Here is a 13039-nt window from a genome sequence, read left to right as displayed (position 1 = left end):
TGCACGCCCGTTCCAACCCTGACAGCCAGTTTAACGATCCAGCCCCCGAATGCCCACGCCTTCTGACGCTAATTCCCCTCCATCGGCACTGATTCAGGTGCGCGGCGCCTGCCCCCACGACTGCCCCGACACCTGCGCCCTGCTCACCACGGTGGACGAGCACGGCGTGGCTACCCGCGTGCAGGGCAACCCCGACCACCGCCACACCGATGGCGCGCTGTGCGCCAAGGTGAGCAAGTACACCGAGCGCAGCTACCACCCCGAGCGCGTGCTCACGCCGCTCAAGCGCACGGGCGCCAAGGGGGCTGGCCAGTTCGTACCTGTGACCTGGGACGAGGCGCTGGCCGACATCGCCCAGCGCCTGCAGTCCATCGCCGCACGTGCGCCCGAAGCCATCCTGCCCTACAGCTACGCGGGCACCATGGGCATGGTGCAGGGCGAGAGCATGGACCGGCGCTTCTTCCACAAGCTGGGTGCCTCGCAACTGGACCGCACCATCTGCGCATCGGCCGGGGCCGAGGCCCTGGTGCAGACCCTGGGTGGCAAGGTGGGCATGAAGGTGGAGTTCTTTGCCGAATCGCAGCTCATCATCATCTGGGGCAGCAACTCCATCGGCAGCAACCTGCACTTCTGGCGCTACGCCCAGCAGGCCAAGAGGAATGGCGCCAAGCTGGTGTGCATCGACCCGCGCAAGAGCGAGACGGCCGACAAATGCCACGAGCACATTGCCCTGCGCCCCGGCACCGACGCCGCGCTGGCCCTGGCGCTGATGCACGAGCTGATCGCGAACGACTGGCTGGACCACGACTACATCGCCCGCCACACGCTGGGCTGGGACCAGCTGCGCGAGCGCGCACTGCAGTGGCCGCCCGAGCGCGCGGCCGAGGTCTGTGGAGTGCCCGTGGAGCAGATCCGCCAGCTCGCCCAGGACTACGGCACCACCCAACCCGCCGCCATCCGCCTGAACTACGGCATGCAGCGCGTGCGCGGCGGCGGCAATGCGGTGCGCGCCGTGGCCTGCCTGCCTGCGCTCACGGGCGCCTGGCGCCACCGCGCGGGCGGTGTGCTGCTGTCCAGCTCGGGCCAGTTCCCGGCGCAGCGCGCCGTGCTGCAGCGGCCCGACCTGATGCCCGCCCAGACACCGCGCACCATCAACATGTCCACCATTGGCGACGACCTGCTGCGCGAGGCATCACCCACCTTCGGCGCGAAGGTGGAGGCCATCGTGGTCTACAACAGCAATCCCGTGGCCGTGGCGCCCGACTCGGGCAAGGTGGTGCAAGGGTTTGCGCGCGAAGACCTGTTCACGGTGGTGCTGGAGCATTTCAAAACCGACACGGCCGACTACGCCGACTACATCCTGCCCGCCACCACGCAGCTGGAGCACTGGGACATCCACCTGAGCTACGGCCACACCGACGTGCTGCTCAACCGCCCCGCCATTGCGCCCCAGGGCCAGGCACGCAGCAATGCGCAGATCTTCCGCGACCTGGCGGCGCGCATGGGCTTTGCCGAGCCCTGTTTTGCCGAGAGCGACGAGGCCCTGTGCCGCCAGGCGTTTGGCGACGCAGTGGACTACGCACTGCTCGAAAGCCAAGGCTTTGCCACGCTGGCGCTGCCCGATGCGCCGTTCGCCGAAGGCAACTTCCCATCACCCTCTGGAAAGTGCGAGTTCTACAGCGCCCGCCTGGCCGCCCAGGGCCTGGACGGCCTGCCCGACCACCTGCCCAACTACGAACTGCAGGGCACGGACGCCCGCTACCCGCTGGCCATGATCTCGCCGCCCGCGCGCAACTTCTTGAACTCCACCTTCGTGAATGTGCAGAGCCTGCGCAACATCGAGGGCCGCCCCGTGCTGGAGATCCACCCCGACGATGCCGAAGCACGCGGCATTGCCAACGACGCCGTGGTGCGCGTGTTCAACGACCGGGGCAGCTACCTGTGCCACGCCACCGTCTCGCGCCGCGCACGGCCGGGCGTGGTCAACGGCCTGGGCATCTGGTGGCGCAAGCTGGGGCTGAACGGCACCAACGTGAACGAGGTGACCAGCCAGGCCCTCACGGACTTGGGCCGCGCGCCCACGTTTTATGACTGTCTGGTGGAAGTGGAGGCCACAGGCGCCGCCGATGCCGGCATGGATGCCGGGGCCCGCGTCGGCACCACGGCCTGAGCGCAGCTTGAGATGCTGGGTTTGCTATTTATTCAATAGCTGTTTGCGCAATATCCACTAACGCTTGCAGCTATTTTTACCCTTAACCTGCGCAAACACCCGTTCTGCGCAGGATCTGCGGCTGTGCAGGGTTCCTTCGCGGCACCTTACCCCAACAGCTTCAGCAACGCATGGGCACCCTGCTCGGACGATGCCGGGTTCTGCCCTGTGATCAGCGTGCCGTCGGTCAGCACATAAGGCGCCCAGTCGGGGCCCTTGGAATACACACCACCGTTGGCCTTGAGCATGTCCTCCACCAGGAACGGCACGATCTGGGTCAACTGCACAGCGTCTTCTTCGGTGTTGGTGAACCCAGTGACCTTCTTGCCCTTGACCAGGGGCGTCCCGTCGGGCGCCTTGGTGTGGCGCAATACGCCGGGTGCGTGGCACACCAGTGCCAGCGGTTTGCCGGCCGCAAAGGTCTTTTCGATGAGTGCAATGGACTGCGCGTCTTCGGCCAGGTCCCACAGGGGGCCGTGGCCGCCGGGGTAGAACACGGCGTCAAAGTCCTCGGCCTTCACGCTGGACAGGGGCACGGTGCTGGCCAGTTGCTGCTTCGCTGAAGCATCGGCCTTGAAACGGCGCGTTGCGTCGGTCTGGGCGTTTTCGTCGTCGCTCTTGGGGTCCAGCGGCGGCTGGCCGCCGTGGGGCGATGCGAGCGTGATCTGTGCGCCAGCGTCTTTGAACACGTAGTACGGGGCGGCAAACTCTTCCAGCCAGAAGCCCGTCTTTTTGCCGGTATCGCCCAGTTGGTCGTGAGATGTGAGAACCATGAGGATGTGTGCCATGGAGGTCGCTTTCTGTAGGGGGTGGATCGGAAAACCAAACCACCACCGTAGCAGCCATTGCGCATCTTGTCCCGCGATGCGGGCAGGTTTGCGGCATTGGCTTACAGCGCGGCGCGGCCGTGCTTGCCACGCCGTTCGCCCTTCAACGCAGCTGCCGGTCCAGAAACTCCGCCACCTCGTTCTCCAGCATGGCGTGGTAGACCACGCGGTCAAAGCCCTCGGGGTTGGCAGCGGCGTCTCCCGCCTCGGAGGCCAGCGGCCAGACGGACTGGGCCATGAAGGCAAAGTGGCCCGCGCCCGGCACGGTGCTGGCCTGTGCAGCAGGCAAATGGGCCGCCACATAAGCGCCGTGGTACTTGCCCGTGAGCACGGCATCGCGCTCGGCCACCATGAGTCGCACTGGCACGCTGATGGCCTTCAGGCTGTCCGGCGTGAACACCACGGCCATGGGCGCCATGGCCACCACGGCACGGATGCGGGGGTCTGCCACGGAGACCAGCGGGCCGTCCTGCACGGCGGCTGGGCCCTGCGCGGGCGCCGCAGCCACAGCCGCCGCCGGTGTTGCCTGGCCTGACTGGGAACGGCTGGGCAGCTTGCCCAGGCTGCAAAAGCCGGGGTCGTCCGACACGCTGCGGCAGTGCTGCGCCGCACGGGCCGGTTCGGCCTGCGCACCGGCCAGGGCCAGCACGGTGTAGCCACCTGCCGAATGCCCCACGGCACCAATGCGCCCGGCCGGAATGCGGGGGCCCCATTCGGGGCTGGCCAGCAGCGCGTCCAGCACGCGGCTCACCTGGCGGGGGCGCTCGCTGAAGTAGCGGCCCGAGGTAATCATCGACCGGTCTTCCCAGTTATCGCCTGGGTGGCGCAGCGCTGCCACCAGATAGCCGTCAGCCGCCAGGCGCGTGGCCAGGTTGTGGTGGCCCAGTTCATGGCCGCCTGTGCCGTGCGAGATGAGGATCAGGCCCTTGAGGGGCGCGGTTGCCACCGGGGCGCCCGGCGTGACCACGGGCCGCCAGGGCCCCATGGGCTGGGTGCGCGCCACCACCGGGGTGGGGTAGAAGAGCGCCACGGTCACGGGCTCTGCGCCCGGTACCACCAGGGTGCGCAGGCCGGCGTGCTGGGCCGATGCCGGCGCGGCCCAGGCCAGCATTGCCACAAAAGCTGCCAGCAGCGGGGCACGGGCGTTGCGCCACGCGGAGCGGAGGGCCAGGATGAGGATGAGGGTCACGGTGCGCCTTTCGTCAAATGCCACCCAAGGAGGTGGCTTGACGGCACTGTAGGCGGCGCAAGGGGCAGGCTCCAGCGCCCTGCGACGAAACGCTGTTGCGCGGCGCGAAATGCAGCGCAGGCGGGGCGAGCAGGAGAGAGGACCATAGGCCCGCCCTCCCCGCCCACCACCATTTACAGCGCAGCTTCGAGGATGCGGCGGCTCACCGCCGGGGTGATCTCGCGTTGTTCGCCCAGCGTCACCATGCCGTGCGCTTCCAGCTGCGCCACCACGGTGTTCACCACCTCGCTGCCCAGGCCGTAGCCCGACAGGCGCGTGGCGATGCCCATGCTCTCAAAGAAATCGCGCGTGCGCTCGATGGCGGCGTTGATGCGCTCGTCATCCGTGCCGGTGGTGATGCCCCATACGCGCTCGCCGTACTGCAGCAGCTTGGCGCGCTTGGCCACCCGGCGCTCGTTCAGCAGCGCGGGCAGCACGATGGCCAGGGTGCGCGCGTGGTCGATGCCATGCAGCGCCGTCAGCTCGTGGCCAATCATGTGCGTGGCCCAGTCCTGCGGCACGCCCGCGCCGATCAGGCCGTTGAGCGCCATGGTGGCGGCCCACATCAGGTTGGCGCGGTCGTCGTACGCCGGCTCGGGGGCGGTCAGCAGGCGCGGGCCGATCTCGATCAGCGTCTGCAGGATGCCTTCGGCAAACCGGTCCTGCACGGGTGCGTTGACCTGGTAGGTCAGGTACTGCTCGACCGTGTGCACAAATGCATCCACCACGCCATTGGCCAGTTGCTGGGGTGGCAGGGTGTAGGTCTTGGTGGGGTCGAGCACCGAGAACACCGGGTAGGTGTGCACGCTGCCAAACGACAGCTTGGCGCCCTTGGCGCGGTGGGTGATGACGCCGCCGTTGTTCATCTCCGAGCCCGTGGCGGGCAGCGTGAGCACGGAACCAAACGGCATGGCGCCCTTGATGTTGCGGCCGTGCTTTTCGAGGATGGCCCACGGGTCACCGCCTTCAAAACGGACAGCGGCCGCGATGAACTTGGTGGCGTCGATCACCGAACCGCCACCCACGGCCAGCAAGAAGTCAAACCCGCCTTCGCGGATCTGCGCAACGGCCTTCATCGAGGTCTCGTAGCTCGGGTTGGGCTCGATGCCGCTGAAGGTGGCGTGCTGGCGCTCGCCCAACGCGGCGCGCACCTCGGCCAGGGTGCCGGTCTTTTCGGCGCTGGCACCGCCCACCAGGATCAGCACCTTGGCGGCAGCGGGCACGAGCTTGGCCAGGTCGGCAATGCGGCCTTGGCCGAAGGCGATGTGGGTGGGATTGTGGAAGTCGAAATTCAGCATGTTGGTCTTTCTCCGTCAAAGGCCGTCGCTGCATCACCAGGAACCCGGCCGCGCGGGTGGGCGCAGGGGGCGCGCCGCCCTGGGTTGCGACAGCAAGGGCGCGATTGTGCGTCGCACGGGGGCCGGGTGCCGGTCGCGCGTGCGATAGCCCTGCCGCCAGCAGAGCCTCACGCAGCACGTCGGGCGCAGCGCATGCGACTGCTGCTAGCGCAGGGAGCCTGTTGACGATCCAGCGGGGGTCGTCAACAGGCACTCAGTGCGGCGCCCGCTCCATCAGCGCCTGCAGCCGCTCGGCCATGAAGTCGCGCAGCGCCCGCACCAGCGGCGTGAACTGGCGGCGGCTGGGGGCCACCAGGAAGAGCGGCACGGCCTCGGTGGTCCAGCCGGGGCACAGCGGCACTAGGCGCCCGGCGGCCAGGTCGTCGGCCACATCAAAGTACGACTTGTACGCAATGCCCCGGCCCAGCACGGCCCAGCGGCGCACCGCGTCGCCGTCGTTGGCCACGTTGCGGCTGCGCACGCGCACCACCACTTCCTGGCCCGATGCGTCCCAGAAGCGCCAGCGGTCGTGCACGTCCTCGCCCAGCATGAAGCACAGGCCATCGTGCGCAGCCAAGGCGTGGGGCGTATCGGGCGTGCCGTGCGCTGCCAGGTAGGAGGGTGCGGCGCAGAGCACGCGCCGGTGTTCGGCGACCAGCGGCAGCGCCACCAGACTCGAATCCTGCGGCTTGCCGTAGCGGAAGGCGGCGTCCACCGGTTCGCCGTAGACATTGGCCATGCGGTCCGACAGCTGCAGGCGAATGTCGATGCCGGGGTGCAGTGCCTGGAAGGCATCCAGCCAGGGCAGCAGCACATTGCGCCCCAGGTCGGACGGGGCCGCCAGTTGCAGCATGCCACGCAGCTCGCCCGCCCGGCCGCTGGCGAGCTGGCCCTGCACCTGCTGCAGCGCGGCGAGTGCGGGGCGGCAGTGCTCCAGGAACAGCGCGCCCTCCTGCGTGAGCCGCAGGCTGCGCGTGGAGCGCACGAACAGCGCCACGCCCAGCTCGGCCTCCAGCCGCTTGAGCGCGGCGCTCGTGGCGGCGGGGGTGAGGTCCAGCGCACGGGCCGTGGCCGAAAGGCTGCCGCTGTCCACGGTGCGCACAAAGATGTCGAGGTCTTGCAGGCTTTTCATGGCGAGGGTGGATGGGAAAGGGAAGACGACGGCGATGGAACGACACCACCACCAGGGGCTGATATTCAAATTTTCTTTGAATATTCTTTCAATCAACCGTCTATTTAAAAACTATTGCAGAAATCCCACCATTCACGTCATGTTCCACACCGGCCTGCCGCCGACCCGAGCCCCTGCCATGACCACCACCCCACACACCGCCACACCCGCCCTGTTCCGCCCCCTGCAGATGGGGCCGCTGGCACTGCCCCACCGCATCGTGATGGCGCCCATGACGCGCGCCCGCAGCAACCAGCCGGGCGACGTGCCCAACGCGCTCATGGCCGACTACTACGCCCAGCGCGCCAGTGCGGGCCTCATCGTCAGCGAGGCCAGCCAGGTGTCTCGCCAAGGCCAGGGCTACAGCTTCACGCCCGGCATCTACAGCGACGCGCAGGTGCAAGGCTGGCGCCGCGTGACCGAAGCGGTGCACGCCGCGGGCGGGCGCATGGTGCTGCAGCTGTGGCACGTGGGCCGCATGTCGCACGCCAGCTTCCATGCCGATGGGCTGCCCGTGGCGCCCTCGGCCCTGGCCCCGGCGGCACGGGTATGGGTGGCAGGCGAAGACGGCGTGGGCCGCATGCTCGACTGCCCCGTGCCCCGCGCGCTGGAGGCCGCCGAGATTCCTGGCGTGGTGGACGACTTCCGCCGTGCCGCCGCCAACGCCATGCGCGCAGGGTTCGACGGCGTGGAGATCCACGGCGCCAACGGCTATCTCCTTGACCAGTTTCTGCGCACGACCTCCAACCACCGCATCGACGCCTATGGCGGCCCGCTGGAAAACCGCACCCGCTTCGCCCGCGAAGTGGCCGCAGCCGTGGCCAGCGAGGCCGGCGCCGAACGCACGGGCATGCGCCTGGCCCCGTTCATCACGCAGCGCGGCATGGACTGCCCGGAGATCATCCCCACCATCCTGCACCTGGCGCGCGAGCTGGACACGCTGGGCGTGGCCTACATCCACCTGGCAGAGGCCGACTGGGACGACGCCCCCCGCATTCCAGATGAATTCCGCCAGGCTCTACGCACCGCCTTCAGCGGCCGAGTGATGGTGGCGGGCCAGTACACACCCGAACGCGCGCAACAGATCCTCGCGTCCGGCATGGCCGACCTGGTGGCGTTTGGCCGCCCGTTCATTGCCAACCCCGATCTGCCTGCGCGCTATGCCGCCGGGCTGCCACTGGCCCCGTTCGATGCGGCCACGCTGTTTGGCGGCGACGCACATGGCTACAGCGACTACACACCGGCCCCGCTGGCTGCGCCCAAGGCCCGGGCTGGCGCGGCTAAAGTGGCCTGAAAACGGCACCACGCGCCCTTCCGGACTCCGCATATCCCCCGCTTCAACTCCCTTTGCACCTCAAGGAACCCATCATGAAAGCCGTTGGCTACCAAACCGCCCACCCCATCGACCACCCCAAGTCGCTGCTCGACATCACCCTGCCCGACCCGGTGGCCACCGGCCGCGATCTGCTGGTGGAAGTGCACGCCGTTTCGGTCAACCCCGTGGACACGAAAGTGCGCAAAAGCAGCTCGCGCAGCGGCGACGGGCCCGACTACAAGGTGCTGGGCTGGGACGCCAGCGGCATCGTCCGCGCCGTGGGCCCCGATGTGACGCTGTTCCTGCCCGGCGACCGCGTCTGGTACGCGGGCTCCATCGCACGCCAGGGCACCAACAGCGAACTGCACCTGGTGGATGAACGCATCGTGGGCCATGCCCCCCAATCGCTCGACTTTGCCGAAGCCGCCGCGCTGCCGCTGACCACCATCACCGCGTGGGAGCTGCTGTTTGACCGCCTCGGTGTGGCCCCTGGCAAGCAGCCCACCCACAAGACCCTGCTCATCATTGGCGCGAGCGGCGGCGTGGGCTCCATCCTCACGCAGCTGGCGGCGCGACTCACCAGCCTCACGATCATCGGCACCGCATCGCGCCCCGAAACGCAGCAGTGGGTGCGCGACCTGGGCGCCCACCACGTCATCGACCACAGCCAGCCGCTCACACAAGAGCTGGCCCGCATCGGCCACCCCACGGTGGACATCGTCGTGAGCCTCACGCAGACCGACGCGCACTTCGACCAGATCGTCGAGGCCATCGCGCCGCAGGGCCAGTTCGCGCTGATCGACGACCCCGTCTCACTCGACGTGACGAAGTTCAAGCGCAAGTCCGTGTCGGTGCACTGGGAGCTGATGTTCACCCGCGCCCTGTTCGGCACCGCCGACATGATCGGCCAGCACCGCCTGCTGACCGAGGTGGCACAGCTGGTGGATGCGGGGCTGATTCGCACCACGCTGGACCAGCGCTTTGGAACGATCAATGCCGAGAACTTGAAACGCGCGCATGCGCTGATCGAGAGCGGCAAGGCGCGGGGCAAGCTGGTGCTGGAGGGGTGGGCCTGAAGAACTGCGGGCCACGCAGGGGGCGTAGCACCACCCGCGCGGCAGATTGTGTGTCGGACTGAAAAATACTGTATTTATAAACAGTCTTTCAGGTATAAATCAGGGCACCACAACCCGAGGAGACCTCCCATGCTGGACCACATGACCTTCCGCGTCACCGACATCGCCCGCACCAAGGCGTTCTACACCGCCGCCCTCGCGCCTTTGGGCTACAGCCTGTGTTTTGAAGGCAACTACGGCTCGAACATGCTGGGCTATGCCTACCCGGCTCCGTCCGAGCCCGACGGCAAGAAGGCGGATGTGTGGTTCATCGACGGCCCCTCGCCCTACGGCGGCCCGCCCGCCACCACGGGCTGCCACCTGGCGTGGCGGGCCACCACGCGGGCCCAGGTCGATGCCTTCTACCGAGCCGCCATCGAAGCCGGGGGCCAAGACAACGGCGCCCCGGGCCTTCGGCCCGACTACCACCCCCACTATTACGGCGCGTTTGTCATCGACCCCGAGGGCAACAACATCGAGGCGGTGTGTCACCTGCCGGAGTAAGAAACACCGCTGCACCCTCCGCAGAGGGCGCGTCGCCAAGCGAGTGCACCCGTGGAACTGGCTTTGCCAGGCCACCGGGTGCGTCCCCCTGGGGGGAAGCGGCGCAGCCGCTCAGGCGGGTCAGTCGAGTTTCACGCCTGCCGCTTTGATGATCTCGCCCCAGCGCTTGGACTCGGAGCGTGCCATGGCGCGGAACTGCTCCGGCGTGCCGGGCAGGGCTTCCATGCCGAAGTCGGCCATGCGCTTGACCACGGCGGGGTTGAGCAGGGCCTTGTTCAGGTCGCCGTTCAGGCGCGCCGTGATCGCAGCGGGCAGACCGGCGGGCGCCAGGATGCCCTGGAACGCGAACACCTCCGTGTTGGGCACACCGGCTTCGGCCAGCGTGGGCACGTCCGGCAGCGCGGCCACGCGCTTGGCCGAGCCGATGGCCAGCGCACGCACCTTGCCCGAGGTGATGACCGGCAGGCCAGCGGCCAAGTCCAGGAACATGCAGGGCACCTGGCCGCCCATCACGTCCTGCAGCGCAGGCGCCGCGCCGCGGTAGGGGATGTGGGTGAGGAAGGTCTTGGTGCGGTTCTTGAACATCTCCATCGCCAAGTGGTGTGGCGAACCATTGCCGGGCGATGCGTAGTTGAGCTTGCCGGGGTTGGCGCGCGCGTAGGCGAGGAATTCCTTCACCGTCTTGGCTTCAAACGCCGGGTGCACCACCAGCGCCAGCGGAAAGCGGCTGATGCCGCCCACGTAGGTGAAGTCCTTTTCAGGGTTGAACGGCAGCTTGGTGAACAGGTGTTCGTTGTAGGCCAGGATGGCGTTGTCGGCCGACATGAAGGTGTTGCCATCGGGCTTGGCCGTGGCCACCATCTGGCCACCGATGTTGGTGGATGCGCCAGGGCGGTTGTCCACCACGATCTGCTGGCCCAGCGTCTGGCGCATGGCCTCGGCCACGGTGCGGGCCAGCACGTCGGTGCCGCCACCGGCGGGGTAAGGCACCACCCAGCGCAGGGGCTGGTCGGGCCAGGCGGATTGGGCGGCGGCCCAGGGCGCGGCGGTAGTAGCGCCTGCGGCGGCCAGGGCGGACAAGAGGGTACGGCGTTGCATGGGGTTGTCTCCTTGATACTATGAATTTGATAGCTGCAAGCGCATGTTCCTCTAGCGCATGCAGCCGTTTCTATTCAAAATTTGCTCTGCGGGGCCTCAGGCGGCCGGTGCGGCAATGGTCTGGTCGATGGCGCCAAAAATGCTGGCGCCGTCCTTGCCTTTCACCTCGATGCGGATGGTGTCGCCAAACTTCATGAAGTCGGTGCTGGGCTTGCCGTCCTGGATGGTTTCGATGCAGCGCTTTTCGGCGATGCAGCTGTAGCCCTTGGGCCACTCCATGCGGCCGTTCTGCTCCACGCCCTTGTTGCTGACGGTGCCGCTGCCCACGATGGAGCCGGCGCGCACGTTGCGCGTCTTGGCGATGTGGGCAATGAGCTGGCCGAAGTGGAAGGTCATTTCAGGACCCGCGTCGCACATGCCGACCTTGCGGCCGTTCCAGGTGGACTGCACGGTGAGGTTGACGCGGCCGTGGTCCCAGGCGTCGCCCAGCTCGTCCAGTGTGACGGCCACGGGGCCGAAGGCGGTGGCGGGCTTGCTCTGGAAGAAACCAAAACCCTTGGCCAGCTCGGCCGGGATCAGGTTGCGCAGGCTCACGTCGTTGGCAATCATCACCAGGCGGATGCCGTCCAGCGCCTGGTCGGCGGTGGTGCCCATCTTCACGTCGCCGGTGATGACGGCGATCTCGGCCTCGAAGTCGATGCCCATGGCTTCGCTCGGCACCACGACATCATCGCAGGGGCCGATGAAGTCGTCGCTGCCGCCCTGGTACATCAGGGGGTCGGTGTAGAAGCTTTCGGGCACTTCGGAGTTGCGCGCTTTTCGCACCAGTTCAACGTGGTTGATGTAGGCCGAGCCGTCGGCCCACTGGTACGCGCGGGGCAACGGGGCCATGCACTGGGCGGGGTCAAACGGAAAGGCGTGGCGCGCGCGGCCGCTGTTGAGCTGGTCGTACAGGTCCTGCAGCTGGGGCGAGATGAAGCCCCAGTCGTCCAGCACCTGCTGCATCTTGCTGGCAATGCCGGTCGCATAATGGGCCGTTCCCAGGTCGCGGGAGACGACAACCAGTTGGCCGTCGCGCGAGCCGTCTTTGTAGGTAGCGAGTTTCATGGTGGCAGGACCTTTGTCTCAAGGGGTTGAAGGTTTCACCCAACACGAATTACGCTTGGGTAAATTGATTTAACTAAACAAAACTCGCAAATTTTAGTGCACATGGACAAAGAACGTGCAGGAATTCAATCGGTCGAGGTGGGTTTTGCCCTGCTGGAGGGGCTGACGCGCTCGCGCGGACCGCTGATGCTCAAGGATGTGGCGGCTTCGGCGGGCATGAGCGCGGCCAAGGCGCACCGGTATCTGGTGAGCTTTCAGCGGCTGGGTCTGGTCACGCAAGACCCCCGCACCGCGCGCTATGACCTGGGCCCGGCCGCTCTCAAGCTGGGGCTGGCCTCGCTGACGCGGCTCGATGGCGTGCGCCTGGCCCGCGAACGCATGCCCGCGCTGATGGAAACCATCGGCCACACGCTGGCGCTGGCCGTGTGGGGCAACCACGGCCCCACCATCGTGCACTGGGAGGAATCGCCCCAGGCCGTCACCGCCAACCTGCGCCTGGGCGACGTGATGCCGCTGCTGTCGTCGGCCACAGGGCGGTGTTTTGCGGCCTTCATGTCGCCCGAGGTGGTGGCGCCGCTGCTGAAAGAGGAGCTGGCCCGCGCCGTGAAGATGCGCCGCACCGACCTGCCCGCCACCATGGCCGAAGTGAACGCACTGCTGGCCGAGGTGCGCGAGCGCGGCGCCGCCCGCGTGGTGGACACGCTGCTGCCGGGCATCGTCGCCTTCTGCGCGCCGGTTTTCGATGCCGACGGTCACCTGGAGCTGGGCATCACCACGCTGGGATCCATCGCCACCTTTGACCCCGAATGGGGCGGCGCCATTGATGCGCCGCTGCGCGCGGCCGCAGCCCAGCTGTCCAGCGACCTGGGCGCAGGCAGCGCCTGACGGTCCCGTACCCGCACACACAAGCAGCGAGCAGATGCCACGGCGCGCGCTGGTTTTCATCACGGCCCTGGTGCTGGCCCTGCACTGGCTGGTGCTCAGCGGCGTGCCCCTGGCCTGGGACAGCCCTGCACAGCCGTCCAGCCAAGTGTTCAGCACGCGCAGCATCGCGCCCGCACCGCCCCCACCAGCCGTTGCGCCCTCCGGCGTGACCGCCGTGCCCGCCGCCGCACCGCAGCCTCCGGC

The 13039-nt window shown here is 67.8% G+C and carries 11 protein-coding genes and 1 pseudogene; 6 read left to right on the top strand and 6 right to left on the bottom strand.

The features are described from left to right. The first annotated feature begins 49 nt into the window (after positions 1-49). Positions 50-2170 carry a molybdopterin-containing oxidoreductase family protein gene (locus AC07X4_RS15050; protein WP_494740531.1) on the top strand — a complete coding sequence of 707 codons (2121 nt, stop codon included), beginning with the start codon at positions 50-52 and terminating at the stop codon, positions 2168-2170. 146 nt (positions 2171-2316) lie between these two features. On the opposite strand, the gene AC07X4_RS15045 is transcribed toward AC07X4_RS15050, so the two are convergent. From AC07X4_RS15045 to AC07X4_RS15030, 4 genes are all read right to left on the bottom strand, one after another. Beyond that, complete coding sequence (locus tag AC07X4_RS15045; protein WP_494740530.1) at positions 2317-2997, bottom strand: type 1 glutamine amidotransferase domain-containing protein; 681 nt, start codon at positions 2995-2997, stop codon at positions 2317-2319. A gap of 142 nt (positions 2998-3139) precedes the next feature. Further along, entirely contained in the window at positions 3140-4225 is a 1086-nt protein-coding gene (locus tag AC07X4_RS15040; RefSeq protein ID WP_494740529.1) for an alpha/beta hydrolase family protein, read from the bottom strand. A 173-nt stretch (positions 4226-4398) separates the two neighbouring features. Continuing rightward, on the bottom strand, positions 4399-5562 hold the full coding sequence (locus AC07X4_RS15035) for an iron-containing alcohol dehydrogenase (protein WP_494740528.1): 1164 nt from the start codon (positions 5560-5562) through the stop codon (positions 4399-4401). A 253-nt stretch (positions 5563-5815) separates the two neighbouring features. Continuing rightward, on the bottom strand, positions 5816-6733 hold the full coding sequence (locus AC07X4_RS15030; protein WP_192421009.1) for a LysR family transcriptional regulator: 918 nt from the start codon (positions 6731-6733) through the stop codon (positions 5816-5818). A 178-nt stretch (positions 6734-6911) separates the two neighbouring features. Here AC07X4_RS15030 and AC07X4_RS15025 point away from each other — a divergent pair, with 178 nt between their 5' ends. The 3 genes from AC07X4_RS15025 to AC07X4_RS15015 all read left to right on the top strand — a co-directional run bounded on the left by AC07X4_RS15025 (position 6912) and on the right by AC07X4_RS15015 (position 9706). Continuing rightward, the gene (locus tag AC07X4_RS15025; protein ID WP_494740527.1) at positions 6912-8066 is read left to right on the top strand and encodes an alkene reductase; all 1155 of its coding nucleotides are present in this window, start codon (positions 6912-6914) and stop codon (positions 8064-8066) included. Between the two features lie 74 nt (positions 8067-8140). Then, positions 8141-9163, top strand: coding sequence for a zinc-binding alcohol dehydrogenase family protein (locus tag AC07X4_RS15020; protein ID WP_494740526.1), 1023 nt, complete (start codon positions 8141-8143; stop codon positions 9161-9163). Between the two features lie 129 nt (positions 9164-9292). Beyond that, positions 9293-9706, top strand: coding sequence for a VOC family protein (locus AC07X4_RS15015; protein ID WP_056745754.1), 414 nt, complete (start codon positions 9293-9295; stop codon positions 9704-9706). Positions 9707-9826: 120 nt separating this feature from the next. On the opposite strand, the gene AC07X4_RS15010 is transcribed toward AC07X4_RS15015, so the two are convergent. After that, positions 9827-10804 carry a Bug family tripartite tricarboxylate transporter substrate binding protein gene (locus tag AC07X4_RS15010; protein ID WP_056745756.1) on the bottom strand — a complete coding sequence of 326 codons (978 nt, stop codon included), beginning with the start codon at positions 10802-10804 and terminating at the stop codon, positions 9827-9829. A gap of 96 nt (positions 10805-10900) precedes the next feature. Beyond that, complete coding sequence (locus tag AC07X4_RS15005; RefSeq protein WP_108499870.1) at positions 10901-11911, bottom strand: fumarylacetoacetate hydrolase family protein; 1011 nt, start codon at positions 11909-11911, stop codon at positions 10901-10903. A 102-nt stretch (positions 11912-12013) separates the two neighbouring features. On the opposite strand from AC07X4_RS15005, the gene AC07X4_RS15000 reads away from it, so the two are divergent. Next, entirely contained in the window at positions 12014-12796 is a 783-nt protein-coding gene (locus AC07X4_RS15000) for an IclR family transcriptional regulator (protein ID WP_056059824.1), read from the top strand. A gap of 34 nt (positions 12797-12830) precedes the next feature. Beyond that, positions 12831-13039: pseudogene (locus AC07X4_RS14995) on the top strand (DUF3108 domain-containing protein); the annotation flags it as partial.

Source organism: Acidovorax sp. GW460-11-11-14-LB4 (assembly GCF_059423685.1).
This window is presented reverse-complemented; position numbering and strand designations above follow the sequence as displayed.